This is a genomic window from Sphingomonas citricola, assembly GCF_019429535.1.
GTDB lineage: Bacteria > Pseudomonadota > Alphaproteobacteria > Sphingomonadales > Sphingomonadaceae > Sphingomonas > Sphingomonas citricola.
Genome location: NZ_JAHXZM010000006.1, coordinates 33962 through 58678, shown reverse-complemented (window position 1 = coordinate 58678; position 24717 = coordinate 33962). Strand labels below are relative to the sequence as shown.

Sequence of the window (24717 nt, the reverse complement as noted above, 5' to 3'; positions counted from 1 at the left end):
ATCCGCCTCGCTTCCGCCGCGATGCTATCGTGCCGCAAGCGGCGCAACCTTACTCCAACTCGAGGATCACCTGATCGACCTGCAGGCTCTCGCCCGCCGCGGCATTGACCGTCTTCACCACGGCGGACTTTTCGGCGCGCAGGATGTTCTCCATCTTCATCGCCTCGACGACCGCGAGCGGCTGTCCCGCCTCGACGCGGTCACCTTCCTTGACGTCCAGTCGCACCAGGAGCCCCGGCATCGGCGCGATCAGAAACTTAGACAGGTCGGGCGGCACCTTCTCGATCAGGTGTTGCGCATAAGATGCAACGTGCGCAGGCAGCACGCGCACCTTGTGCGTGGCACCACGCGCATTGAGCGTAAAACCGGTGCGGGTGCGGCGCAGCTTGACCGATAGCGGCGCGTCACCGCCAACCGTCACCACACGAGCCCCGGCATCGTAGCCGACGTCGCCTGCGATCGGCGTGCCATCGACACGGACGTCATCGTCGCCGACCTGCACGCGGTGATCGGTGTTGCCGACGCGTACCACCCAGTTGGTCGGCGCATCGAGCTGGTTGCCGAGCTGACCATCGATCTGCCGCGCGCGGTCGGCCTCTGCGGTCGCGGCGAACCCCGCCGCTGCGGCGAGTGCACGCACCACCTCGTCGCCTGCCGGCGCGCCATGAAAGCCGTCGGGATATTCCTCCGCGATAAACCCGGTCGTGATCTCGCCCGATCGGAAGCGCGGGTGCTGCATCAGCGCGGACAGGAAATCGAGATTGGTGCCCGGCCCCTCGATCTCGAACGCATCGAGCGCGGCGATCTGCTTGTCGATCGCCTCCTCGCGCGTCGGCGCCCAGGTGACGAGCTTCGCGATCATGGGGTCATAGAACATGCTGACCTCGCCGCCCTCGCGCACGCCGTCGTCGACGCGCACGCCCGGCGCACCCTCATCGTCTCCGAAGGGGGCCTGACGCTGGTTCGCCGCCGGCGTGCGATAGCGCACCAGCCGGCCGATCGAGGGCAGGAAGCCGCGATACGGATCCTCGGCATAAACGCGGTTCTCGACCGCCCAGCCGTTGATCTTGACGTCCGCCTGCGCGAATGACAGCTGCTCGCCCGCCGCGACGCGGATCATCTGCTCGACCAGGTCGAGCCCGGTGATCTCCTCGGTGACCGGATGCTCGACCTGGAGCCGGGTGTTCATCTCGAGGAAGTAGAACCCCTGCCCCGTCGTGTCCGCGCCCGAGACGATCAGTTCGACCGTGCCCGCGCTGTAGTAGCCGACCGCCTTGGCGAGCGCGACCGCCTGCTCGCCCATCGCGCGGCGCATGTCGGGCGAGACGAACGGAGACGGCGCTTCCTCGACCACCTTCTGGTGGCGGCGCTGCACCGAACATTCGCGCTCATTCAGGTACACGACGTTGCCGTGCTGGTCGCCCAGTACCTGAATCTCGATGTGGCGTGGGCTCTCGATGAATTTTTCGATGAACACGCGGTCGTCGCCGAAGCTCGCCAGCCCCTCGCGCTTGGTCGCCTCGAAACCTTCGCGCACGTCCTGCTCGGACCATGCGAGCCGCATCCCCTTACCGCCGCCGCCCGCCGACGCCTTCATCATCACCGGATAACCGATCTCACCCGCGATGCGGACCGCGTCGTCGGTGTCGGCGATCTCGCCCAGGAAGCCCGGCACCACGTTGACGCCGGCTTCCTTCGCCAGCTTCTTGGACTCGATCTTGTCACCCATCGCCGCAATCGCGTTCGGCGGCGGTCCGACGAAAGCGATACCCGCCTCGGCGCAGGCGCGCGCGAAGCTCTCACGCTCGGACAGGAAACCGTATCCCGGATGGATGCAGTCCGAGCCCGTCTCCTTGGCCGCGAGCAGGATCAGGTCGGCCTTCAGATAGCTCTCCGCGGCGGGTGCCGGCCCGAGCCGCACCGCCTCGTCCGCCATCAGCACGTGCGGGCTGAGCGCATCGGCATCCGAATAGACCGCGACGGTCGCGATCCCCATCTTCTTCGCGGTGCGGAACACCCGGCACGCAATCTCGCCACGGTTGGCGACCAGTATCTTCTTGAACACTATTCCGGCTTCCTCGTCCCCAAGAGTTCCACTTCAGGCAACGTCACCGCCGCCTCGTTTCCAGCGGAATCCCGCAATCCGACGATCGTCATACCGCCGGGCACAATTTCGGCTTGCACGAGCACCCGCGCGTGGCGCCGACCCGCGCCGTCGCGCCACCACACATATTGCGGCACCTTCAGGTCGCTCGCGCTGCTGGCACCATCAGTGGAAAAGATCGCAGCGCCGCTCGCGACATCCGCCTGCGTGGCAGTCCGCCCCGCTACGAACGCGGTGGTCGGCAGGTCGGGCCAGTCTTCTCGCACATCAGTCATTGCAGACACACTCCAGCCGATTGCCGCAACCAGTGCATAACGAGCAACGGAGCGGATCATTCCGCCGCTTCCATCGCTCGGCACTCCGCCGCCATCGCGCGCAGTCCGAGCTTGTCGAACAGCGCCGCGTCGCGGTCGTCACCTGCGTTGGCGGCGGTGAGCAGCTTGTCGCCGGTGAAGATCGAGTTCGCGCCCGCCATAAAGCACAGCGCCTGCGTCACCTCGCTCATGCTCTCTCGCCCTGCGGACAGGCGCACCATGCTCTTCGGCATCGTGATGCGCGCGACCGCGACGGAGCGGACGAATTCAATGTCGTCGATTTTGGCGAGCGGCGTGTCGGCGAGCATGTCCCCCAGCACCGTGCCCTTGACCGGCACCAACGCGTTGATCGGCACGCTGCCGGGATGTTCGGGCAGGGTGGCGAGCGCGTGGACGAAGCCGACCCGGTCGTCGCGCGTCTCCCCCATGCCAACGATCCCACCGCAGCACACGTTGATGCCGGCGTCGCGCACGTGCGCCAGCGTGTCGAGCCGCTCGTCGAAACTGCGCGTCGTGATGACCTCGCCGTAACGCTCGGGCGAGGTGTCGATGTTGTGATTGTAGTAATCGAGCCCGGCCTCTCCCAGCATCTCCGCCTGTGCCGGCGTCAGCATGCCGAGTGTCATGCACGTCTCCAGCCCCATCGCGCGCACGCCGCGCACCATCTCGAGCACCGCGGGCATGTCGCGATCCTTGGGGTTACGCCACGCCGCGCCCATGCAGAAGCGCGTGCTTCCTGCATCCTTCGCCTGTGCCGCGGACTGCAGCACCTGGCGCACGTCCATCAGCTTGGTCGCCTTGACCCCGCTGTCGGCGACAACCGATTGCGAGCAATAGCCGCAATCTTCCGGGCAACCACCGGTCTTGATCGACAACAGCGTCGACAATTGCACCGCGCCCGCATCGTGGTGCGTGCGGTGCACCTCGGCGGCGCGGAACACGAGCTCGGTGAAGGGCAGGTCGAAGAGCGCGGCAATTTCGTCGCGCGTCCAGTCGGTACGGGTCGTCATCGGGGTCTCGGTCATTTGGGGGCGAACACCGATTGCAGCAGCCGCAACTCGGCGGTGCGCGCGCGGGTAACGCGGATCAGGCAGATGCGGTTGGACAGCCCTTGCGCCGATCCGCCACGATATTCGTACGAGAACACGTGGCAATTGGCATCGCGATAGGCGATCCACGCGCGCTGGCTGTTGAGCAGCGCCTGGCTATAGCTGGGGCCAGCGCGTTCGGCCGGCGGCAGGTCCGCAGGCTTCGTGCCGCGGTCGAGCTGCTTCATTCGGGTCATCGCGGTGCGATACGCCGCATTCAACTGCGCGTCGGCGGCCTGGTAGTTGCCGTCGGACTCCGCCATCGCCGGCGCAGCAAGCAGCGCCCCCGCGATCAACATCATCATCATCTTCATTCCGCAGCCTCGCTCATCGGCGGCATGTTGTGGCCGAGCAGGCGGAGCACTTCCTGCGCCGCCGCGATCAGATTGGTGCCGGGGCCGAAGATCGCCTGGACGCCCGCGTCGCGTAGCGCCTGATAGTCCTGGGCCGGGATGACACCGCCCGCAATCACCTTGATGTCGGCACGCCCCGCGTCGCGCAGGTGGCCGATCAGTTCGGGGATCAGCGTCTTGTGCCCCGCCGCGAGGCTGGACGCGCCGACGACGTCGACGTCCTTCGACAAGGCCAGATCGCTCGCCTCCTTTGGCGTCTGGAACAGCGGGCCGGGCACGATCTCGAACCCCAGATCGCCGAACATCGACGAGACGAGGTTCGCACCGCGATCATGGCCGTCCTGCCCCATCTTGGCGACGAGCATCCGGGGCTTGCGGCCAAGCCGCCGCTCGGTTGCGGCGACCCCCTCTTCCAGCCGCGCCCAGGCGGCATCGCCGTCATATGCGCCGCCGTAGATACCCTTGACCGGCGTCGGCTGGGTGCCGAAACGGCCGAACACGTCCTCCATCGCCGATGAAATCTCGCCCAGCGTCGCTCGCGCCCGCGCGCACTCGACGGCGAGCTCGAGCAGATTGCCCTGCCCGCGCGCGCCCTCGCGCAATGCGTCGAGCGCCGCCCGGCACGCCGCCTCGTCGCGCTTCGCCTTCATCTCGTTGATGCGGCGAACCTGCGCCTCGCGCACCGCGTGATTGTCGACGTCGAGGATCTCGATCGGGTCCTCGTTCTCCTTGCGGTATTTGTTGACGCCTACGATCACGTCCTCACCGCGATCGACCCGCGCGGCGCGCGCGGCGGATGCTTCCTCGATCATCGCCTTGGGCCAGCCAGCCGCGACCGCCTTCGCCATTCCGCCCTCGCGCTCGACGCGCTCGATGATCGCCCAGGCGCGGTCGACCAGATCCTTGGTCAGCGCCTCGACGTAATAACTGCCGCCCAGCGGATCGACGACATTCGTCATCCCGGTTTCTTCCTGGATCACCAACTGCGTATTGCGCGCGATCCGGGCGGAAAAGTCGGTCGGCAGCGCGATCGCCTCGTCGAGCGCGTTGGTGTGGAGCGACTGCGTGCCGCCAAGCATCGCCGCCATCGCCTCGATCGTCGTGCGCATGACGTTATTGTACGGATCCTGCTCGGTCAGCGACACGCCGCTGGTCTGGCAGTGGGTACGCAGCATCTTCGACCGCTCGTCGCGTGCACCTAGGTTGGTCATCACGCGGTGCCACAGCACGCGCGCGGCGCGCAGTTTGGCGATCTCCATGAAGAAATTCATGCCGATCGCGAAGAAGAAGCTGAGGCGGCCCGCAAACTTGTCGATGTCGAGTCCGCTCGCGACGCCGTATTTCACATATTCCATGCCGTCGGCGATGGTGAAGGCGAGCTCCTGCACCTGCGTCGCGCCGGCTTCCTGCATGTGATAGCCGGAGATCGAGATCGAGTTGAACTTCGGCATCTCGCGGCTGGTGTAGCCGAAGATATCGGAGATGATCCGCATCGAAGGCTCAGGCGGATATATGTAGGTGTTGCGAACCATGAACTCCTTGAGGATGTCGTTCTGGATCGTCCCGTCGAGCAGCTTGCGATCGACGCCCTGCTCCTCCCCCGCGACGATGAAGAAGGCGAGGATCGGAATCACCGCGCCGTTCATCGTCATGCTGACGCTCATCTGGTCGAGCGGAATGCCGTCGAACAGGATCTTCATGTCCTCGACCGAGTCGATCGCGACGCCCGCCTTGCCGACGTCGCCCGTCACGCGCGGGTGGTCGCTGTCGTAGCCGCGGTGCGTTGCGAGATCGAACGCGACCGAGAGGCCCTTCTGCCCCGCTTTCAGGTTGCGGTGATAAAAAGCGTTGGACGCTTCGGCAGTCGAGAAGCCGGCGTACTGCCGGATCGTCCACGGCCGCCCGGCGTACATCGACGCGCGCACCCCGCGCGTGAACGGTGCGAAACCGGGCAGGCCCGGCTCCCACCCTTCCACGTCCTGCGCGGTGTAGAGCGGCTTGACCGCGATCCCCTCGGGCGTGTCCCACGTCAGGTCGCGGCCCTTGACCTCCTTCGCCGCGGCCTTCGCCCAAATGTCGAGCGTCGGTGTCGCGGGAGGTGCCGCGACCTCGGTCGGCATCGCCGCGGGCTTGGGCGGGCTGCCCGCGTCCTCGCCGGTGTTATGCTCGATCACGGGTTCGCTCTGGGGGTCGGTCATGTCACTCTACTCGGATGATCGGTGTCACGCGCCGGTGAAGGCGGGCTTGCGCTTCTCGATGAAGCTCTTCGCGCCCTCGCGCGCATCCTGCGAATTGCCAGCAGTACGCTGCCCCTCGGCCTCGGCGCGCAGCGTCTGGTCGAACGAGCCATCGAGCGCGGTCATGATGTTGCGGCGCATCGCGGCGAGCGCGACGGTCGGCCCGGCCGCTAATCGGGTCGCGAGCGAAAGCGCCTCGTCCATCAATTGCGCATCCTCGACCGCGCGGTAGATCAAGCCCCAGTCGGCGGCCTGGTCCGCGCCGATCCGCTCACCCAGCATCATCATCTGCGTTGCGCGCGCCTTGCCGATCGTGCGCGCGAGCAGCCAGGTCGAGCCGCCGTCGGGTACTAGCCCGATGTTGACGAACGCTTGCAGGAAATAGGCGCTCTTGCCCGCGAGGACGAAGTCGCCCGCGAGCGCCATCGAGCAACCGACCCCCGCCGCGGGGCCGTTGACCGCGGTCACGACCGGCACCGGCAGATGGAGCAGTTGGCTCATCAGCGGATTGTAGAAGTTCATCAGCGCGCGGTGACTGACGTTGCCGCCCTTGACCGCGCTGTCGCCGCCGCGCGCCTGCAGGTCCGCGCCCGAGCAGAACGCCCGCCCCGCCCCCGTCAGCAGCACCGTGCGCGCGTCCTGAAGGTCGTACAGCGCCTCGGTCAGTTCCTGCGCGAGGTCGATCGAGGCCGCGTTCAACCGCTCGGGCCGGTTGAGCGTGAGTACGAGGACGTCACCCTTCTTCTCGGCGATGATCGTCTGGTAATCGGTCATGGCACCTCTCCCGCTCTTTGTTGTCAGTGATCGCCCGCGTGCTCGTCTTGGGGCGTTTCCATCAACTCGACCAGCAATCCGCCAAAATCCTTCGGGTGGACGAACACGATCGGCGTGCCGTGCGCGCCGATCCGCGGCTCGCCCAGTACGGTTGCGCCCTCCGATTTGAGGTGCGCGACTGCTGCATGGATATCGGGCACCTCGAAACACACGTGGTGCTGACCGCCAGCCGGGTTCTTGCGCAGGAACCCCGCGATCGGCGACGTATCGTCGAACGGCTCGATGAGCTCGATCTGCGTATTGGGCGCGTCGACGAAGCACACGCGCACGCCCTGCGCGGGCAGGTCGAACGGCTCGCCGATCGCTTCGGCGCCCAGCAGCGTGCGATAGGTTTCGACCGAGCGCTTAATCGACGGCGTCGCGACCCCGACATGGTTGAGGCGGCCCAATTTCATTCCTCGATCCTTCGCTGCCGCGCTGCCATCGCCGCGCCCTCGATGATGCCTTCCAGCCGGCTGACGCGATCGCGTAGCTCGCCATGCGCCTCGGCCAGACGCGAGACCCGTGTGTTCATCGCGACGATATCGCGTCCCAGCCCGTCGACCTGCTCCTTCAAGGTGAAGATCGTCTTGATCGCGTTCAACGCGCGCTCGCCCGCACTCATGCCTGATCCCCGCCGAGGATCGCGTCGACCTTGGCGCAGGTGCGCGCGATGTCGGCACGCATCGCGGCGATCGCGGCCGTCATCTCCTGCACCGCGTCCTCTACCATCGGGACGATCGCGTCGAGTTCATCCGCTTCCTCGTCGTTCGCCTGCGGCAATGGCGCGATATACCGGCTCGTCGCCTCACGCACGACGTGGCCGACCGACTTGCCGTTGGATGCCGCATAGGCATCGAGCGCGGCCTTATGCTCCGGCGTCGTCAGGAAAGTCACGCGTTCGGTCTGCACATCATGCCTCCCTTATAATGGACATGATAATGTGCACGCCGACGCATCACAACGGAATGTTGTCATGCTTCTTCCACGGGTTCTCCAGTGCCTTGCCGGCGAGCTTGCGGAGGCCCAGCGCAATGCGGCGGCGGGTGGAGTGGGGCATGATCACCTCGTCGATGAATCCCTTGGAAGCAGCCACGAACGGGTTGGCGAAGCGGGCCTCATACTCGGCGGTGCGCTGCGCGATCTCCTCCGGCGTGCGGCCGCGGAAGATGATCTCGACCGCGCCCTTCGCGCCCATCACGGCGATCTCCGCGGTCGGCCAGGCGTAGTTTAAGTCGCCGCGCAGATGCTTCGACGCCATCACGTCATAGGCACCGCCATAGGCCTTGCGCGTGATGACGGTGATCTTGGGCACGGTCGCCTCGGCATAAGCGAACAGCAGCTTCGCACCGTGCTTGATGATGCCGTTATGCTCTTGGGCGGTGCCGGGAAGAAAACCTGGCACGTCGACGAAGGTGATGATCGGGATATCGAACGCGTCGCAGAAGCGGACGAAGCGCGCTGCCTTCTTCGACGAGTTGATGTCGAGCACGCCCGCGAGCACCATCGGCTGGTTCGCGACGACGCCGATCGTGCGCCCCTCGATCCGACCGAAGCCGCAGATGATGTTGGCGGCGTGCCCCGGCTGGATCTCGAAAAAGTCGCCCTCGTCCACCGTCTTTCGGATCAGCTCATGCATGTCGTACGGCTGATTTGCCGACGCGGGGATCAGCGTGTCGAGGCTAAGCTCCACGCGGTCCCACGGATCGTCGGTCGGCCGCTCGGGCACTGGCTGGCGGTTCGACCCGGGCAGGAAATCGACGAAGTCGCGCGTTGCTAACAGCAATTCGATATCATCGCCGAATGCATTGTCGGCGACGCTGGTTTTCGTCGTGTGAGTGATCGCCCCGCCGAGTGCTTCCTGCGTGACGATCTCGTTGGTGACGGTTTTCACGACGTCGGGGCCGGTCACGAACATGTAGCTCGAATCCTCCACCATGAAGATGAAGTCGGTCATCGCGGGCGAATAGACCGCGCCGCCTGCGCACGGCCCCATGATGAGGCTGATCTGCGGCACGACGCCCGAGGCGAGCACGTTGCGCTGGAACACCTCGGCATAGCCGCCGAGGCTGGCGACACCCTCCTGGATGCGCGCGCCGCCCGAATCGTTCAAACCGATGACGGGCGCGCCGACCTTCATCGCCATGTCCATGATCTTGCAGATCTTCTGCGCGTGCCGTTCGGACAGCGAGCCGCCGAACACGGTAAAGTCCTGCGAGAAGACGAACACCAGCCGGCCGTTGATCGTGCCCGATCCGGTCACCACGCCGTCGCCGGGGACCACCTGTTCGGACATGCCGAAATCGACGCAATTATGCTCGACGTACATGTCGAGTTCCTCGAACGAGCCCTCGTCGAGCAAAACGTCGAGCCGCTCGCGCGCGGTCAGCTTACCCTTGGCATGCTGCGCGTCGATGCGCTTCTGCCCGCCGCCCAGCTTCGCCGCGGCGCGCTTCTTCTCGAGTTCGGCGAGCGTCGATGACATCCTGATCTCCTGTGTCCGTCCTCCTGCGCCCTCGTCGCTACCCGCGCAAATGTGAAGTTGCGAAGTTGCGAACGGCCGATTTGCGAATTAGGCTGCGGATCATGCCCCGCTCGCGCCTCTACGCCGGTGACCGGCTGCGTGACCTGCGCCGCACCGCCGGTCTCAACCAGCGTGCGATGGCGACGAGGCTGGGGCTATCGGTCAGCTACCTGTCTCAGCTGGAGGGTGGTGAGCGCCCGCTGACCGCCGCCGTCACCGCGGCGCTCGCGCGTCATTTCCCGTCGGCGCTCGCCGGGATCGAGGGCGAGGCACCCGCGCGCCGCCTGTCCGCGCTCACCGCCGCACTCGCCGATCCCGCGGTCACCCCGCTCGACGCGGAGGCGATCGCACAGCTCGCGCAGGAACAGCCCGACCTCGCCGACCGCTTCGTCGCGCTGCACGCCGCCAAGCGCGCCGCCGAGGAACGCGCCGCACTCGCCGAGGAAGCGATGATCACCAGTGCGGGGCTGACGGGCACCGGCGCACGGCTGCCATGGGAGGCGGTGCGCGACTGGTTTCACGACGCGGGCAATTACGTTGACGCGCTCGACCGTGCGGCGGAAGGACTCGCGAACCGCGGCGCGCTCGAGCAGCAGCTCGCCGATCACAACGTCGCACTGGCGTTCGATCCCGACGACGGCGCGCCGCTCGCACGCTTCGACGGCCGGGTGCTGACGCTCGCCGCCGCGATCCCTGCCGAGACGCGGCATTTCCTCGTCGCGCATCGCCTCGCCGCGATCGCCTTCGCCGCGCCGATCGCGGACATCGTCGCGGCCGCCCCGCTCGCGCACGACGAGGCAAGACGCCTGCTGAGCATCGGGCTTGCGAACTACGCCGCCGGTGCGCTCGTCATGCCATACGCCGCGTTCCGTGCCGAAGCGAAAGCGGTGCGCCACGACATCGACCGGCTGTCACGCCGCTTCGGCGTCAGTTTCGAGCAGGCGTGTCACCGGCTGTCGACGCTGCAGCGCCCGGGGGTGGAGGGCATCCCCTTCTATTTCTGTCGCGTCGACATGGCGGGCAACATCACCAAGCGACATTCGGCGACGCGGCTGCAATTCGCGCGCTTCGGCGGTGCCTGCCCGCTGTGGCATGTCCACGAGGCGGCGGCGATCCCCGACCGCATCCTGGTCCAGCACGCCGAGACACCCGACGGCGTCCGCTACGTGTCGATGGCGAAGGGGCTGGTGAAGCCATCGGGGCGGTTCACGCGCGCACCGCGCCGCTACGCCGTGGTGCTGGGGTGCGAGGCAGTGCACGCGGCCGACTTCGTCTACGCCGATGCGCTCGGGATATGGCAGGGAGGCATGTCGCACGGCTTGGCCGGCACGCCGACCCCGATCGGTATTTCCTGTCGGCTGTGTCCGCGCAGCGACTGCGACCAACGCGCCTTTCCGCCGACCGACCGCGCGATCCGCGTCGATCCGGCGACGCGGCGCGTTGTGCCCTACAGCGTGGTCTGACGGCGGAAACGTTCGTTCGCGGCGGCCATCCAGCCCGAGGTCGGCGGCGGCGGGCCGGCGTTTCCCGGCCGACGCTGCCGCGCCGCCTCCAGATCGATCGGCTCGTCGAAACGCAGCCCGGCGCGGTCGTTACGGACCCATTTGACGCGGGCCGCAACGTGATCGACGCGTCCCAGCGACACCATCACCGGCATGTCCGCGACCAGCCCGACCGGCTTGGCGATACACACCCCCGATTTCGATACGTTGAGCACGCGGTGCTGCGTCGGCTGCGACCCTTCGCTGCGCACGACATCGGCGCTCAGCATCACGCTGGTGCGTGGATCGCGAGCGGCGGCGGCGTCGGCAGCGAGAGGCGAAATCGGTGACATGGCGCTTCGCGCCTACCGCGAAAAAGGTTACCGCTCTACTAACAAATGGAAAGCGTGTGCGGCCGGACGGGCACGATGCTTGCCCTCGCCGCCTGCGCGGGCGCATGGACGCTCTGCGACAAAAAAGGAAGTCTGGCGTGGCCGATACCGACCTGTTTCCCGTCCCCGACCATTGGGCACATGCGGCCCGCGTCGATGCCGCCGGCTACCGCGCGATGTACGACGCGAGCGTGGCGGACCCGGACGCGTTCTGGCTAGAACAGGCAGGTCGGCTCGACTGGATCACCCCGCCCGAAACCGCCGGCGACTGGTCGTTCGACGCCGACGACTTCCACATCCGCTGGTTCGCCGACGGATCGCTCAACGCCAGCGTCAATTGCATCGACCGGCACCTCGCCGAACGCGGCGACCAGACCGCGATCATCTGGGAACCCGACGTCCCGACCGAGGAGCCACGCCGCTTCACCTACGCCGAGCTCCACCGCGAGGTATGCCGCTTCGCCAACGTGCTGCGTGCGCAGGGCGTCGGGAAGGGCGACCGCGTCACGATCTACCTGCCGATGATCCCCCAGGCGGCGTTCGCGCTACTCGCCTGCGCGCGGATCGGCGCGATCCATTCGGTTGTGTTCGGCGGCTTCTCGCCCGACGCGCTCGCCGGCCGGATCGAGGATTGCGGGTCGAAGATCGTCGTCACCGCCGACGAAGGCCGGCGCGGCGGCAGGACGGTCCCGTTGAAGGCCAATGTCGACGCCGCGGCGGCAAGCGCGCCGACGCTCGAACGCGTGCTCGTCGTCCACGCGACCGGCGGCGCGGTGACGATGGGCGCGCGCGATGTCTGGTACCACGAGGCGGCCGCCGACGTGTCCGACGATTGCGCGCCCGAACCGATGGCGGCGGAGGACCCGCTCTTCATCCTCTACACCTCGGGCTCGACCGGGAAGCCGAAGGGCGTGCTCCACTCGACCGGCGGCTATCTGCTGTGGGCAGCCTATACGCACGAACTGGCGTTCGATTACCGCGCGCCCGACGTTTACTGGTGCGCCGCCGACATCGGCTGGGTCACCGGGCACACCTATATCGTCTACGGCCCGCTCGCGAACGGCGCGACGACGCTGATGTACGAAGGGCTGCCGACCTGGCCCGACGCCAGCCGCATCTGGCAGGTGGTCGACCGGCACAAGGTCCACACGCTCTTCACCGCGCCGACCGCGCTGCGCGCGCTGATGAAGGAAGGCGATGCGGCCGTAAAGGCGACCAGCCGTGCCTCGCTGCGTCTGCTGGGTACGGTCGGCGAGCCGATCAATCCCGAGGCATGGCGCTGGTACCACGACGTCGTCGGCGAGGGGCGCAGTCCGATCATCGATACCTGGTGGCAGACCGAGACCGGCGGCGCGATGATCGCCCCCCTGCCCGGCGCGACCGACCTCAAGCCCGGCTCCGCGACGAAACCGCTGCCGGGCGTCCAGCCGCAACTGGTGGACGAGGCGGGCAAGGTGTTGAAGGGCGCCACCAGCGGCAATTTGTGCATCACCGCGTCGTGGCCGGGGCAGATGCGCACCGTGTGGGGCGATCACGACCGATTCTTCCAGACCTATTTCACGACCTATCCCGGCAATTATTTCACCGGCGACGGATGCCGCCGCGACGAGGACGGCTATTACTGGATCACCGGGCGCGTCGACGACGTCATCAACGTCTCCGGCCACCGCATGGGCACCGCCGAGGTCGAGAGCGCGCTCGTCCTCAACCCGGCGGTCGCCGAGGCCGCGGTCGTCGGCATGCCGCACGACGTCAAGGGTCAGGGCATCTACGCCTATGTCACGCTGAAGGCCGGGGTAGACGCGTCCGACACGCTCGCCACCGAACTGAAGGCGTGGGTCAGGAAAGAGATCGGCCCGATCGCCACCCCCGATGCGCTGCAATTCGCCCCCGGCCTGCCCAAGACGCGATCGGGTAAGATCATGCGCCGCATCCTGCGCAAGATCGCGGAAGGCGACACAGGCTCGCTCGGCGACACCTCGACGCTCGCCGACCCCGCGGTGGTCGACGACCTCGTCGCCAACCGGGTGTCGTGACGCAACGAATGGTTGCAACGGTTACGTCACTGCCTTAAATCACTGACACACCAAAGTAGGGGAAGGGGATCAATGCAACTCACTGTATTATCGCGCCTATCGCTGGGCGTCGCCGCGCTCGCGATTGCAGCGCCCGCGCTCGCGCAGACTGCTGTGCCCGCGCCCGCCGCCGCGGCGAAGACCGGGCCGCGTTACGGCGCGTTCGGCGTCGATCTCTCGGCCGAGGACACCTCGGTCAAGCCGGGCGACGATTTCTGGACCTACGCCAACGGCAACTGGGACAAGCGCACGCAGATCGCGGCCGACCGCACCTCGGCCGGATACATGGTGACGCTCGCCGACGAGGCCGAGGGGCAGGTCCGCGACATCCTTACCGACGCGTCGCGTGATCCCGCCTCGGTCGGCGCCGGCGGCAAGCAGATCGGCGACCTCTACGGCAGCTTCATGGACGAAGCCGCGATCGAGCGCGCCGGCACGACGCCGCTCAAGCCCTATTTCGCGAAGATCGACGCCGCGAACGACAAGACCAAGCTACAGACGCTGTTCGCCAGCGTCGGCTACGCCTCGCCGGTCGAGGTCGGCCAGATGCCCAACCCGGGCGATCCGACGCAATATATCGCGATCGCGAGCCAGGGCTCGCTCGGCATGCCGCAGGATTACTACCTGTTGCCGGGCGCGAAGTACGATACGTATCGCGCCGCCTATCGCAAATATGTCGAGCAGGTGCTGACGCTGTCGGGGATCGCCGACGCATCGGCCAGGGCCGACCGGATTGTCGCGCTAGAGACCGCGATGGCAAAGGTGCAGTGGACCCCGGTCCAGCAGCGCGATCTGCAGGCGATGATCAAGCCGATGGACGCCGCGCAGCGCAAGGCACTAGCCCCCGAGTTCGACTGGCCGCTGATGCTTCGGACCGCGGGCTACGACCGCTTCCCCGTCGTCATCATGGGCACTTCGACCGCGCTCACCGCGCTCGGCAAGATCTACGCCGCGACGCCCGTCGCGACGTGGCAGGACTGGATGAAGTTCCGCTTCGCCAGCGCGAACGCCGCCGTGCTGCCCACGGCGTTCGATACCGCCAGCTTCGACTTCTACGGCCGCACGCTGTCGGGCCAGCAGGAACAGCGCGCACGCTGGAAGCGCGGCATCGCGCTCGTCAACGGCGCGATGGGCGAGGCAGTCGGCCAGGTCTATGTCGCGCGCCATTATCCGCCTGAGTCCGAGGCGAAGATGGGCGAGCTGATCAGCAACCTGCGCGCGGGCTATCAGGAGCGCATCTCGGCCAACACCTGGATGGACGCGAAGACCAAGCAGGCCGCGCTCGCCAAGCTGGCGGCGTTCGACCCGCGCGTCGGCCACCCGGTCAAATACATCGACTATTCGACGTTCAAGGTCGTGCGGGGCGATCCGCTGGGCAACAACATGCGCGCGGGTGAATTCCAGCACCAGCTCGACCTGTCGTATCTTGGCAAGCCGGTCGACCGCACCTTGTGGGGCATGACGCCGCAGACGGTGAACGCGTATTACAACCCGCTGTCGAACCAGATCACCTTCCCCGCCGCGATCCTCCAGCCGCCGTATTTCGACCCCAAGGCCGATGCCGCGGTCAATTACGGTGCGATTGGTGCGGTGATCGGCCATGAAATGGGTCACGGCTTCGACGATCAGGGCAGCCAGTTCGGCCCGACCGGCAAGTTCGAGAATTGGTGGACGCCCGAGACCCGCGCGGCATTCTCCAAGCGGACCGGGGTGCTGGTCAGCCAGTATGACGCCTACGAGCCGATCCCCGGCACGCACGTGAAGGGCGCGTTGACGCTCGGCGAGAACATCGGCGATCTGGGTGGCGTCGAGGCGGCGTATACCGCGTATCAGAAGTACCAGCAGACGCACGGCAAGGCGCCGGTGATCGGCGGGCTGACCGGCGATCAGCGCTTCTTCCTCGCTTACGCCCAGGCGTGGCAGTCGAAGGTCCGCGAGGATGCGCTGCGCAGCCGCCTGCTGACCGACCCGCATTCGCCGCCGTACAACCGCGTCAACGGCGTCGTCCGCAACGTCGACGCCTGGTACACCGCTTTCAACGTGAAGCCCGGCGACAAGATGTACCTCGCGCCTGAGCAGCGCGTGAAGATCTGGTAAGACCGATACCCGGCGCGTGGCGATGCTACGCGCCGGTTCGCATGAGCGAACACGCTGGTCTGACGGCGCGGGATTGACGTCCGCGCCGCAGCCTTGCCGAGCCGGACGAGCGGCGTAGCTACCGCGCGACGGAAGCGAGATGTTCGACGTCGCCGCTCTGGCGTGTGCTGACGCACACGACATGGCGATATCGAGGATCGCCTGTTGCCCCCTCTCCGCCTAGCGAGGGATCAGCGCCCGCACACCATGGCTAGATCGCGGGTCGCAATCACACGCACGCGCCCGACCGCGTATCGGGGCGCGAACTTATCGCCCCTGTTCAGCGGTGACGGCGCGCGTTCGCTTCCCCGACCGCGTGGCTACCCCTCCCTTACGCCGCGGTCGCGACCGTCGGTCGTTGTTGCCGTAGCGAGGTGAGGAAGCGCGACGCCCACCAGGTCACGTCCTCCTTCTGCACACCCTCCATCAGCGCCTGCCAGCGCGCGACGCGTTCCTCGCGCGGCATTCGCAATGCCTGGTGGATCGCGTCCGACATTTCTTCCGCGCTGTACGGGTTGATCAGCAGCGCATCCTTCATCTGTTCGGCGGCGCCGGCGAATTTCGACAGGATCAGAACGCCCGGATCTTCGGGGTTCTGCGCGGCGACATATTCCTTCGCGACGAGGTTCATGCCGTCGCGAAGCGGCGTCACCAGCCCAATCTTCGCAGCGCGGTAGATGCCCGCCAGTACGTCGCGCGGATAGCCCTGGTTGACGTAGCGGATCGGCACCCAGTCGACGTCGGCATATTCGCCGTTGATCCGCCCAGACAGCCCTTCGAGCGAATTGCGGATACGCCGGTACGTCTCGACCGAAACCCGGCTCGGCGGCGCGATCTGGAGGAGGAAGACCTCCTTCCGCTCCTCAGGATGTTCGATCAGGAAGCGTTCGTAGCCCGAGAAGCGCTCCTCCAGCCCCTTGGAATAATCGAGGCGGTCGACGCCGACGATCATGTCGCGCCCGTCGGCGGAATCGCGCATCCGCCGGAACGCGAGCCGCGCCTGCACCCCGGCGGACGCTTCGGCGAATTCCTTCGCATCGATCCCGATTGGATCGGCGAGCAGCCGCACGCAGCGGTCCCCCAGCCTTGCGACGTCGCCCTCGATCGTCGCGCCCATGTCGTGGATCGCGAAGTCGCAGAATGAATCGAGCCATTCCTGCGTGTGGAAACCGAGGAGATCATAGTCGAACATCGCCTCCACCAGCGCCTTCGCACCCGGCAGCGTGCCAAGCAGCCGTCGCGGCGGCCAGGGGATGTGGAGGAAGAAACCGATCCGGTTTTGGCACCCGAGCTTGCGCAGTTCCGCGCCTAGCGGGAACATGTGATAGTCCTGGATCCAGATCAGGTCGTCGGGCTCGATCAGCGGACGCACCGTGTTGGCGAAGCGTTCGTTGGTGCGCTGGTAACCGCCCGCGAAATCGCGCTCATATTCGGCCAGGTCGATGCGGTAGTGGAACAGCGGCCACAGCGTCCGGTTCGCATAGCCCTCGTAATATTCCTCGACGTCCTGTTCCTCGAGGTCGACGACCGCGGTGGTCACGCCCTGATTGCGCTGGAAGTCGATCTGTCCGGTATAATGATCGGTCACCTCACCCGACCAGCCGAACCAGATACCGCCATTCTCGCGCAGCGCGGCGGCGAGCGCGACCGCGAGCCCGCCCTGCGCACCCGAGGTTGATCCCTTGGGCGCGCTGACGCGGTTCGAAATGACGATCAGTCGGCCATCGCTCGTTCGGCTCATCGGATCGCACTCCACGGCTTGCTGAGCATGCCAGCGCAATTGATCATGCCGACGAGCGAGTAGGTCTGGGGGTAATTCCCCCAGAGTTCGCCGCTGGTGGGATCGATGTCCTCCGACAATAGTCCCGCGGCGGTGCAGCGCGACAGCATCTCCTCGAATAGCGTTCGCGCCTCGTCGTGGCGGCCGGTCAGGTACAGTGCCTCGATCAGCCAGAAAGTGCAGACGTTGAAGGCGGTTTCGGGCAGGCCGAAATCATCCTCGGTATCGTATCGCAGCATCGTCGAGCCGCGCCGCAGACCCTTCTCGATCGCTTTCAGCGTATCGATGAAGCGCGGATCGTCGGCTTCGAAGAAGCGCAGGTCGAGCAACTGCAGCACGCTCGCGTCGAGATCGTCGCCGGCGAAGGTCGCCGACATTCGCCGCGTATCCTCACGCCACGCCGATCGCTCGATCACCGCGCGGATCGTGTCCGCGCGCCCGGCCCACAACGACCGTCGGTCGCTCAACCCCAGCCGCTCGGCCGCGTTCGCCAGCCGATCGCACGCCGCCCAGCACATGGCGGAGGAATAGGTGTGGACGCTCTGCCGCGTGCGAAGCTCCCACAGCCCCGCGTCGGGTTGATCGTAATATTTCCACGCACGCTCACCGACGTGTTCGAGCCGTTCGAAGTCGGCGGCGTCGGCAGGACGGAACAGGCGGTGGTCGAAGAAGGCGTGGACGCTGCACAACACGATTTGGCCGTAGGCGTCGTGCTGGATCTGCTCGGCGGCTTGGTTGCCGACCCGCACCGGACCCATCCCGCGATATCCCGGCAGCAGCGGCGCGACGCGTTCGGGCAGCTGCGGCTCGCCGAGCACGCCGTAGAGCGGCTGGATGTGCCCGTCGTCGTCGCCGTCACCCGCCGCGTCGACGATGTTGCGTAGGTAGCCGAGATAGCCCTCAAGCACGTCAAGCGCGCCGAGGCGATTGAGCGCCTGCACCGTGTAATAAGCGTCGCGGATCCAACAGTAGCGATAGTCCCAGTTGCGCTCCGACCCCGCATGTTCGGGCACCGAGGTGGTCAGCGCCGCGACGATCGCGCCCGTTTCCTCGTGCTGGCACAGTTTCAGCGTGATCGCGCAGCGGATCACCACCTCCTGCCATTCCAGTGGCACGGCGAGGCCGCGGACCCATTGCTGCCATTCCGCGACTGTGTCGTGGAGCATCAGGTCAAGCGTGCTCGCGAAATCTCCCGCGAAACTCTCGTCGGGTCCGAGGAAGAAATGCAGCGGTCGCTCGACGCGGAACGACCGTTCCTGCTGCACCATCCCGATCGGCGCGTCGGTGGTCAGCCGCATCGCCAGCGCATCGAGCAGGAAACGAACGTGGTTCGACCCGCCCACCTGCTCGCGGCAGGTGCCGCCCCAGCCGCAGGTCGGGCGCAGCCGCATCCTGAGCCGGGGGCTGCCCGAGATCGGCTTGACGATCCGCGCGAACGCGACCGGGCGATAGGTGCGCCCGTTGCGGATGAAGCGCGGGCAGAAATCGGTAACCTCGATCACGCCGCCGTGTCGATCGGTGTGGCGCGACACCAGCACGGGGGTGTTGCGGATGAAATGCTGCTCGACCGAGACCGAATCCTCGACCCCGATCTCCCAGAACCCGCCCTCGGGCGCGTCGCCGCCGAGCAACCCGGAGAACAAGGGGTCACCGTCGACCCGCGGCACGCACGCCCAGACGAACCGGCCGGCGCGATCGACCAGTGCGCTGACCTGACAATTGCCGATCGGCCAGAGATCAAGATTGCTCATGCCAATACCTCGGCACCGGCGCGCAGCCAGTCGAGCGCGGCCGAAACATCGTCGAGCCGGAAGCGGGCAGCAGTGTCCCGCGCCGGGCCGATCAGGATACCGGCTCCACCAAGGTCGCATGCGGCGGCGAACGCCGCCTCGTCGGTTACGTCATCCCCCATGAAGACAGGACGCGTGGACGCACGTGCGGGTTCCGCCATCATCGCGTTCAACGCGCTGCCTTTGTCCGCGCCCGGCAGGCGGAGCTCGGCGACCATCTTGCCGAGCTGCAGGTGCAGGTCGTGTTCGTCGGCGAGCCGCCCCGCCAGCGCGCGTGCCTCGTCCTCCGCGGCGGGCGCCTGACGATAGTGCAGCCCGACCCCGAACGGCTTGTCCTCCACCAGCACGCCCGGGCGATCCGCGGCGAAATCGCGCAGGGCGGATAGCGCCGCGTCGACCCCCGCGGTTCGCGTCGGGACGATCGGTGGCGCACCCGCCGCGGCGATCTCCAGCCCGTGACTGCCGGCGATCGGCAGGCGGACGGGGTCGATCAGTGCCGCGATCTCGGAAACCGAGCGTCCGCTGACGATCGCGACGCGGCCCGCCAGCCGCGCATCGAGGTCGCGCAGCAACTGGCGCAGCGCATCCGACACTCGAACCGCGTCGGGCGTTGCCGCGATCTCGACCAGGGTGCCATCGAAGTCGAGGAACAGGCTCGCGCCGATCAGAAGGTCGGCGGGGGGCGGCGGCAGCGTGTCGGACATGCCCCGCCCCGTGGCGGCTTCGCCGCCAGGGTGCAAGCGCGCGATGCCCCGCCGCCGTGCGCGGGCGGCGTCAGCTCACGCAGGCTCGGCGAAGCAGAGGATCGACACGCCGATCGGCATCGGCACGCGCCCGACCAAATGCCGCTCGACCCGGAAGATCCGCTCGAACAGCGCGTTGACGGGGGCGGCGGGGGGCGAATCGTCGCTGTCGTCGCGCCCGGTCAGCCGCCCGGCGATCCGCGCCGCCGCCGCGAGCGGGAACAGGATCGAGTTGAAATAGCCGAGCTTGCGCGGACGCAGCCCTGCCGCACGGATCGCCGCGGTCAGCGTCTTCTTCGAATAACGCCGCTCGTGGTGGTTCACGACGTCGTGCGCGCTCCACATCCACTGGTGCGCGGGCACCGCGATCAGGATCTTGCCGCCGGGCGCCAGACATTCGCGCATCGCCTTCAGCGCGCCGACGTCGTCGGCGATATGCTCCACCACGTCGAGGACGGCGACCATGTCGTAGCTGCCACGCTCGACGCCGGGCAGCACCGGCAGCGGCGCGTCGCCGACCGGGCGGCCGAGCCGCGCGCTCGCGATGTCGCGCGCCGCGGGATCGATCTCGATCGCATCGACGCGGCCGAACGTGCTGAGCATCGGCAGGTTGTGCCCGGTGCCGCAGCCGATCTCGAGGATGCGCGCGTTCGCGGGCAGATGCCCGTCGCGCGTGACGAAATCGGACAGGATATCGCGGCGCGCGCGGTACCACCAATGGGTGGAATCGTGCTCGGCCATGCGATCGTAGACGCGGCGATCCATTATGCGAAAACCCAGTTGCGTTGCAGGCCAAAGGTGATCAGCGGCACGACGGTCACCGCCGGCACCAATGGCCACCACGTCGGTCCATGAAAGAAGGGTCCGGTGACCAAAACCCAGGTGAACAATTGCTGCAGCGCGAACCCGAACAGCTGCACCACGAAGAAGCGGCGCGCAGTGCGGGCCGAGCGCGTGCCGTGCCCCTTGAAGCTGACCGCGCCATGCGCGAACCGCCCGACCGCGGTTGCCGCCAGGAATGCGATCACCACCGCCAGATTGGGGTTCATCACATAGGTGGCGAGCGGCCAATAGACCGCGGCGTAGAACACCGTCACCAGCCCGCCGGTGATGCCGAAGCGGACGAGCTGCCAGAACATCTCGCGATGATCCGACCGGCGATACGTCCCGCCTGCCTCGTTGCTGCCTGCCGCCACCATCTTGCCCTTTGTGCATCCCCGCGTCAGGAGCGCGGCGGCGGCCGTACTAGCTCGCGCGCCATGAAGGAAGCGTTTTGACCATCCTGCCCCGTGCCGTGCCCCCGCGCCTGGCAAGCGTGCTCGACCGCCGCTGGATCAATCTGACGCTGATCGCCTGGATCATGATCGCGGCATGGTATGTCGGGCAGCGCTGGAACGCGATCCAGTGGCTGAGCCTGGGCGATACCGACGACAACATGCGGTTGATGCAGGTTCGCGCGCTGCTCGCCGGACAGGGCTGGTTCGATCTCACCAATTATCGCCTGAACCCACCGACGGGCTTCAACGTCCACTGGAGCCGGCTGGTCGACCTGCCGATCGCCGCGCTGATCCTGCTGTTTCGCCCCTTCACCGGCGTGGCCGAGGCGGAACGGCTGGCGTGCGGCATCGCGCCGCTGCTGCCCTTGTCGCTCGCGCTGCTGGGGCTCGGCGCGACCGTGCGGCGGCTGGTGTCGCCGCTCGCCTGGCCGATCGCGATCGCGGTGGTGCTCGTCACCAACGTCGCGCTGGGCATGTACATGCCCGACCGGATCGACCACCACGGCTGGCAGCTCGCGATGCTGTGCCTGACGGTGGCCGGACTATGCGATCCGCAGGCGTCGCGCGGGGGCGTGATCGTCGGGCTCGCCAGCGCCTACTCGCTGTCGATCGGGCTCGAACTGCTCCCCTATGCCGCGATGGCGGGGGCGATCATCGCGCTTCGCTGGGTATGGGACCGGGCCGAGCATGCGCGGCTCGCCGCCTACGCCCTGTCGCTCGGCGGCGGGACGGCGGCGGGGTTCGCGGGATTCGCCTCCTACGCCAACCGCGTCATGCGGTGCGACGCGCTGACCCCGGTCTATCTGTCGACCGTCGTGGTCGCTGCAGCGTTGCTGCTTACGCTCGCTTTCTGGTCGCCGCGCAGTCGCGGGGTACGGATTGCCGCCGCGCTCGTCGCGGGCGGGGTCGTCGCTGCCTTCTTCGCGCTTGCCTTCCCCCAATGCCTCGGCCGCCCCGAGCAGGTATCACCCGAACTTTATTCAAGCTGGCTCGCCAATGTCCGCGAGGCGAAGCCGATCTACCGGCACCCGTTGCGCAGCGCCGCCCCGATCGTCGCGCTACCGATCATCGGGCTGGTCGGTGCGCTGTTCGCCACGTGGCGCGCGCGTCGGACCCCCGCGCTGCTCGGGTGGACCTGCGTCGCGCTGTTCACCGCCTTCTCGTGCGTCATGCTGTTGTGGCAGGCGCGCGCAGGACCCGCCGCGCAGTTGATGGCGGTGCCCGGCGCGGTCGCACTCGCCGTCGCGATGCTGCCGTGGGTCGCCTCCCCGCGCTGGTGGCCGGCGAAGCTCGCCGCGGCGGCGATGGCCTATGTCCTCGTCTCGGGCTGGTTCATGACGCTGGCGGTGCGCTATCTGCCGATCGACCGGCCCAACGCTTATGTCACCCGCGTCAACCGCGCGACGGGGCGCTGCCTGACGATCCCGGCGATGGCGCCGTTGAACGCGATCCCCGCGCAGACGGTGTTCACCTTCGTCGACCTTGGCCCGCGGCTGATCACGCTGACGCATCACGACGCGATCGCGGGGCCGTACCACCGCAACGGCGACGCGATCCTCGACGTTCAGCACGCCTTTAGCCGTTCGCCCGCCGAGGCACGCGCGATCATGCGCCGCCACGGCGCGACGCTGCTGCTCGTCTGCCCCAACATGGCGGAATCGACCAATTACCGCGCCAAGGCGAAGGGCGGGTTCTACGACCAGTTGGCGCACGGCAAGGCATTCGACTGGCTCGAGCCGGTGCCGCTGCCCGCGCGGTCGCCGTTCCGCGCGTTTCGCATCAACTAGGCGGGCGGGAATGGCCTATCGCGATCGATCGTCGATCGACTGGGGCGTGATGGCCGCGGTCGTGCTTGCGTTGCCGGCGCTCGGCCTCTGGACGCTGATTACCCTCGTCGGCGGAGCGCTGTCTTGCGCGGGGGTGGATGGCCCCTGCGGCGGCGGCGCGGTCATGTTTCTGACCGGCGTTGCCGTGATCGGCGCGGGCGCGTCCGGCGTCGGGGGCTGATCGAACGCCTGATCGCCCTCGCCGGTCGCCTGCGCCGTCGTTAGCGCAACTGTTCCATCACGCCGTCGATCACGAACTGAACCGCGAGTGCGGCGAGCAGCACACCGAGGATACGCGTCACCACCGCCTCGATCTTCGCGCCCACCACGCGCATCAGCGGCCCCGCCGCCAGCAGCGCGACGAGCATCAGCACGAGGTTGGCGAGCAGCGCGCCGAAGACGACCAGCGAGCGCTCGAATCCGTTGTTGCGCGCCATCAGCAGCATCACGGTCGCGATCGAGCCCGGCCCCGCGATCATCGGCATCGCCATCGGGAAGATCGACACGTCCTCGACCTCGGAGGTCGCCTGGACCTTTGCCGCGCGATCCTCGCGCCGCTGGGTGCGCTTCTCGAACACCATCTCCAGCGCGATCAGGAACAGCATGATCCCGCCCGCGATGCGGAAGCTCGCGAGTTCGATCCCGAGGCCGTGGAGCAGCGGCTCACCAACCAGCGCGAAGACGAGCAGGATGATCGCCGAGACGATCACGGCGCGCACCGCCATTGCGCGGCGATGCGCCGCGGTCGCCCCCGCGGTCAGCCCGGCGAAGATCGGCGCGCAGCCGGGCGGGTCGATCACCACGAAAAAGGTGACGAACGAGGAGACGAACAGCTCGAGCATCAGCCGCGCCGTCGGTGCGAGGGGATCACAGCGCGTCGTCCAGCGTCACGCCCTCGCGCCGCGCCGCCGAGACGAGCGTGTTGCGCATCAACACCGCGATCGTCATCGGGCCGACGCCGCCGGGCACCGGGGTGATCGCGCCCGCGACCTGCGCCGCGGCGGGATCGACGTCGCCGACGAGGCCCGCGTCGGTGCGGTTGATGCCGACGTCGATCACGCTCGCACCGGGCTTGATCCAGTCGGCCTTTACGAAGCCCGGGATGCCGACCGCGGCGACCACGATGTCGGCGCGGCGAACGTGCGCCGCGAGGTCGCGCGTGCGGCTGTGCGTCATCGTGACGGTGCAGCTTTCCGCCAGTAGCAATTGCCCCATCGGCTTGCCGACGATGTTCGAGCGCCCGATCACCACCGCGTCGAGCCCGGCGAGCGTCGGATGCACGTCCTTCAGCAGCATCAGGCAGCCGAGCGGGGTGCAGGGCACGAACCCCTCGAGCCCGGTCGCGAGCCGCCCGGCATTGACCGGGTGGAAGCCGTCGACGTCCTTGTCGGGATCGATCCGCGTGATGACGCGCCGTTCGTCGATGTGGCGCGGCAGCGGCAACTGGACGAGGATGCCGTCGACCGCGGGATCGGCGTTCAACCGGTCGACCAGCGCGATCAGTTCGTCCTCGCCGACGTCGGCGGGTAGCCGATGCTCGAAGCTTTCCATCCCGGCGGCGAGCGTCGCCTTGCCCTTGCTGCGGACGTAGACCGACGAGGCGGGATCCTCGCCAACGAGCACCACCGCCAGCCCCGGCTTGCGCCCCGATGCGGCGACGACGCGCCCTACTTCGGCCGCGACCCGCGCGCGCAGGCCGGCCGCGAAATCCTTGCCGTCGATGATCCGTGCAGTCATGCCCGCCTCCTTAGGGTGCGGCGGCGGCCTTCGCCAGCGCCGCGGCG

The 24717-nt window shown here is 67.4% G+C and carries 23 protein-coding genes; 5 read left to right on the top strand and 18 right to left on the bottom strand.

Annotated features, from left to right (window positions below; genetic code table 11):
- Nucleotides 1-49: 49 nt before the first annotated feature.
- From KZ810_RS14505 to KZ810_RS14460, 10 genes are all read right to left on the bottom strand, one after another.
- Entirely contained in the window at nucleotides 50-2068 is a 2019-nt protein-coding gene (locus KZ810_RS14505; protein ID WP_219769986.1) for an acetyl-CoA carboxylase biotin carboxylase subunit, read from the bottom strand.
- Nucleotides 2065-2439 carry a hypothetical protein gene (locus KZ810_RS14500; protein WP_219769836.1) on the bottom strand — a complete coding sequence of 125 codons (375 nt, stop codon included), beginning with the start codon at nucleotides 2437-2439 and terminating at the stop codon, nucleotides 2065-2067. Before KZ810_RS14500 ends, KZ810_RS14505 begins: the two co-directional genes overlap by 4 nt.
- On the bottom strand, nucleotides 2436-3443 hold the full coding sequence (bioB, locus tag KZ810_RS14495; RefSeq protein WP_219769835.1) for a biotin synthase BioB: 1008 nt from the start codon (nucleotides 3441-3443) through the stop codon (nucleotides 2436-2438). Before bioB ends, KZ810_RS14500 begins: the two co-directional genes overlap by 4 nt.
- Entirely contained in the window at nucleotides 3440-3820 is a 381-nt protein-coding gene (locus KZ810_RS14490; RefSeq protein WP_219769834.1) for a lysozyme inhibitor LprI family protein, read from the bottom strand. Before KZ810_RS14490 ends, bioB begins: the two co-directional genes overlap by 4 nt.
- Nucleotides 3817-5979, bottom strand: coding sequence for a methylmalonyl-CoA mutase (scpA, locus tag KZ810_RS14485; RefSeq protein ID WP_219769985.1), 2163 nt, complete (start codon nucleotides 5977-5979; stop codon nucleotides 3817-3819). Before scpA ends, KZ810_RS14490 begins: the two co-directional genes overlap by 4 nt.
- A 102-nt stretch (nucleotides 5980-6081) precedes the next feature.
- Complete coding sequence (locus tag KZ810_RS14480; protein WP_219769833.1) at nucleotides 6082-6870, bottom strand: enoyl-CoA hydratase-related protein; 789 nt, start codon at nucleotides 6868-6870, stop codon at nucleotides 6082-6084.
- A gap of 23 nt (nucleotides 6871-6893) precedes the next feature.
- On the bottom strand, nucleotides 6894-7325 hold the full coding sequence (gene mce / locus KZ810_RS14475) for a methylmalonyl-CoA epimerase (RefSeq protein ID WP_219769832.1): 432 nt from the start codon (nucleotides 7323-7325) through the stop codon (nucleotides 6894-6896).
- Entirely contained in the window at nucleotides 7322-7534 is a 213-nt protein-coding gene (locus tag KZ810_RS14470) for a hypothetical protein (RefSeq protein ID WP_219769831.1), read from the bottom strand. Before KZ810_RS14470 ends, mce begins: the two co-directional genes overlap by 4 nt.
- Nucleotides 7531-7821: a hypothetical protein gene (locus KZ810_RS14465; RefSeq protein WP_219769830.1), complete on the bottom strand. Its 291-nt coding sequence runs from the start codon at nucleotides 7819-7821 to the stop codon at nucleotides 7531-7533. The genes KZ810_RS14470 and KZ810_RS14465 overlap by 4 nt, the downstream gene beginning before the upstream one ends.
- Before the next feature lie 46 nt (nucleotides 7822-7867).
- Nucleotides 7868-9394, bottom strand: coding sequence for an acyl-CoA carboxylase subunit beta (locus KZ810_RS14460; RefSeq protein ID WP_219769829.1), 1527 nt, complete (start codon nucleotides 9392-9394; stop codon nucleotides 7868-7870).
- Between the two features lie 101 nt (nucleotides 9395-9495).
- On the opposite strand from KZ810_RS14460, the gene KZ810_RS14455 reads away from it, so the two are divergent.
- Nucleotides 9496-10896 carry a helix-turn-helix domain-containing protein gene (locus KZ810_RS14455; RefSeq protein ID WP_219769828.1) on the top strand — a complete coding sequence of 467 codons (1401 nt, stop codon included), beginning with the start codon at nucleotides 9496-9498 and terminating at the stop codon, nucleotides 10894-10896.
- On the opposite strand, the gene KZ810_RS14450 is transcribed toward KZ810_RS14455, so the two are convergent.
- A complete protein-coding gene (locus KZ810_RS14450) occupies nucleotides 10881-11267 on the bottom strand; it encodes a PilZ domain-containing protein (RefSeq protein ID WP_219769827.1) in 387 nt (128 codons plus the stop codon). The genes KZ810_RS14455 and KZ810_RS14450 overlap by 16 nt on opposite strands.
- A gap of 137 nt (nucleotides 11268-11404) precedes the next feature.
- On the opposite strand from KZ810_RS14450, the gene acs reads away from it, so the two are divergent.
- Nucleotides 11405-13342, top strand: a complete 1938-nt coding sequence (gene acs / locus KZ810_RS14445) for an acetate--CoA ligase (protein WP_308461564.1) — start codon at nucleotides 11405-11407, stop codon at nucleotides 13340-13342.
- 72 nt (nucleotides 13343-13414) lie between these two features.
- Nucleotides 13415-15478, top strand: a complete 2064-nt coding sequence (locus tag KZ810_RS14440; protein ID WP_219769825.1) for a M13 family metallopeptidase — start codon at nucleotides 13415-13417, stop codon at nucleotides 15476-15478.
- A 370-nt stretch (nucleotides 15479-15848) separates the two neighbouring features.
- Here KZ810_RS14440 and KZ810_RS14435 read toward each other — a convergent pair whose 3' ends face one another.
- From KZ810_RS14435 to KZ810_RS14415, 5 genes are all read right to left on the bottom strand, one after another.
- On the bottom strand, nucleotides 15849-17258 hold the full coding sequence (locus KZ810_RS14435; protein ID WP_219769824.1) for an alpha,alpha-trehalose-phosphate synthase (UDP-forming): 1410 nt from the start codon (nucleotides 17256-17258) through the stop codon (nucleotides 15849-15851).
- On the bottom strand, nucleotides 17255-19048 hold the full coding sequence (locus tag KZ810_RS14430; protein ID WP_219769823.1) for a glycoside hydrolase family 15 protein: 1794 nt from the start codon (nucleotides 19046-19048) through the stop codon (nucleotides 17255-17257). The genes KZ810_RS14435 and KZ810_RS14430 overlap by 4 nt, the downstream gene beginning before the upstream one ends.
- Complete coding sequence (otsB, locus tag KZ810_RS14425) at nucleotides 19045-19791, bottom strand: trehalose-phosphatase (protein WP_219769822.1); 747 nt, start codon at nucleotides 19789-19791, stop codon at nucleotides 19045-19047. Before otsB ends, KZ810_RS14430 begins: the two co-directional genes overlap by 4 nt.
- 75 nt (nucleotides 19792-19866) lie before the next feature.
- On the bottom strand, nucleotides 19867-20595 hold the full coding sequence (locus KZ810_RS14420; protein ID WP_219769821.1) for a class I SAM-dependent methyltransferase: 729 nt from the start codon (nucleotides 20593-20595) through the stop codon (nucleotides 19867-19869).
- Complete coding sequence (locus KZ810_RS14415; RefSeq protein WP_308461563.1) at nucleotides 20595-21026, bottom strand: GtrA family protein; 432 nt, start codon at nucleotides 21024-21026, stop codon at nucleotides 20595-20597. Before KZ810_RS14415 ends, KZ810_RS14420 begins: the two co-directional genes overlap by 1 nt.
- Before the next feature lie 164 nt (nucleotides 21027-21190).
- Between KZ810_RS14415 and KZ810_RS14410 the strand changes: the two genes are divergently transcribed.
- Both KZ810_RS14410 and KZ810_RS14405 read left to right on the top strand, forming a co-directional pair.
- Complete coding sequence (locus KZ810_RS14410) at nucleotides 21191-22894, top strand: AcrB/AcrD/AcrF family protein (RefSeq protein WP_373369173.1); 1704 nt, start codon at nucleotides 21191-21193, stop codon at nucleotides 22892-22894.
- 10 nt (nucleotides 22895-22904) lie between these two features.
- Nucleotides 22905-23114: a hypothetical protein gene (locus tag KZ810_RS14405; protein ID WP_219769820.1), complete on the top strand. Its 210-nt coding sequence runs from the start codon at nucleotides 22905-22907 to the stop codon at nucleotides 23112-23114.
- 40 nt (nucleotides 23115-23154) lie between these two features.
- Here KZ810_RS14405 and KZ810_RS14400 read toward each other — a convergent pair whose 3' ends face one another.
- Together KZ810_RS14400 and folD are read right to left on the bottom strand one after the other, a co-directional pair.
- Nucleotides 23155-23775, bottom strand: coding sequence for a MarC family protein (locus tag KZ810_RS14400; protein WP_219769819.1), 621 nt, complete (start codon nucleotides 23773-23775; stop codon nucleotides 23155-23157).
- Nucleotides 23776-23800: 25 nt separating this feature from the next.
- Nucleotides 23801-24670 carry a bifunctional methylenetetrahydrofolate dehydrogenase/methenyltetrahydrofolate cyclohydrolase FolD gene (gene folD, locus KZ810_RS14395; RefSeq protein WP_219769818.1) on the bottom strand — a complete coding sequence of 290 codons (870 nt, stop codon included), beginning with the start codon at nucleotides 24668-24670 and terminating at the stop codon, nucleotides 23801-23803.
- Nucleotides 24671-24717: the final 47 nt, after the last annotated feature.

Excerpts from the sequence above, each read along its gene's own strand:
- KZ810_RS14450 (WP_219769827.1), bottom strand. The coding sequence starts at position 11,267 with ATGTCACCGATTTCGCCTCTCGCTGCCGACGCCGCCGCCGCTCGCGAT.
- KZ810_RS14480 (WP_219769833.1), bottom strand. The coding sequence starts at position 6,870 with ATGACCGATTACCAGACGATCATCGCCGAGAAGAAGGGTGACGTCCTC.
- mce (WP_219769832.1), bottom strand. The coding sequence starts at position 7,325 with ATGAAATTGGGCCGCCTCAACCATGTCGGGGTCGCGACGCCGTCGATT.
- otsB (WP_219769822.1), bottom strand. The coding sequence starts at position 19,791 with ATGTCCGACACGCTGCCGCCGCCCCCCGCCGACCTTCTGATCGGCGCG.
- KZ810_RS14410 (WP_373369173.1), top strand. The coding sequence starts at position 21,191 with ATGATCGCGGCATGGTATGTCGGGCAGCGCTGGAACGCGATCCAGTGG.
- KZ810_RS14460 (WP_219769829.1), bottom strand. The coding sequence starts at position 9,394 with ATGTCATCGACGCTCGCCGAACTCGAGAAGAAGCGCGCCGCGGCGAAG.
- folD (WP_219769818.1), bottom strand. The coding sequence starts at position 24,670 with ATGACTGCACGGATCATCGACGGCAAGGATTTCGCGGCCGGCCTGCGC.
- KZ810_RS14435 (WP_219769824.1), bottom strand. The coding sequence starts at position 17,258 with ATGAGCCGAACGAGCGATGGCCGACTGATCGTCATTTCGAACCGCGTC.
- KZ810_RS14470 (WP_219769831.1), bottom strand. The coding sequence starts at position 7,534 with ATGAGTGCGGGCGAGCGCGCGTTGAACGCGATCAAGACGATCTTCACC.
- KZ810_RS14440 (WP_219769825.1), top strand. The coding sequence starts at position 13,415 with ATGCAACTCACTGTATTATCGCGCCTATCGCTGGGCGTCGCCGCGCTC.
- KZ810_RS14420 (WP_219769821.1), bottom strand. The coding sequence starts at position 20,595 with ATGGATCGCCGCGTCTACGATCGCATGGCCGAGCACGATTCCACCCAT.
- bioB (WP_219769835.1), bottom strand. The coding sequence starts at position 3,443 with ATGACCGAGACCCCGATGACGACCCGTACCGACTGGACGCGCGACGAA.
- KZ810_RS14500 (WP_219769836.1), bottom strand. The coding sequence starts at position 2,439 with ATGATCCGCTCCGTTGCTCGTTATGCACTGGTTGCGGCAATCGGCTGG.
- KZ810_RS14455 (WP_219769828.1), top strand. The coding sequence starts at position 9,496 with ATGCCCCGCTCGCGCCTCTACGCCGGTGACCGGCTGCGTGACCTGCGC.
- KZ810_RS14400 (WP_219769819.1), bottom strand. The coding sequence starts at position 23,775 with ATGCTCGAGCTGTTCGTCTCCTCGTTCGTCACCTTTTTCGTGGTGATC.
- KZ810_RS14405 (WP_219769820.1), top strand. The coding sequence starts at position 22,905 with ATGGCCTATCGCGATCGATCGTCGATCGACTGGGGCGTGATGGCCGCG.
- KZ810_RS14490 (WP_219769834.1), bottom strand. The coding sequence starts at position 3,820 with ATGAAGATGATGATGATGTTGATCGCGGGGGCGCTGCTTGCTGCGCCG.
- KZ810_RS14430 (WP_219769823.1), bottom strand. The coding sequence starts at position 19,048 with ATGAGCAATCTTGATCTCTGGCCGATCGGCAATTGTCAGGTCAGCGCA.
- scpA (WP_219769985.1), bottom strand. The coding sequence starts at position 5,979 with ATGCCGACCGAGGTCGCGGCACCTCCCGCGACACCGACGCTCGACATT.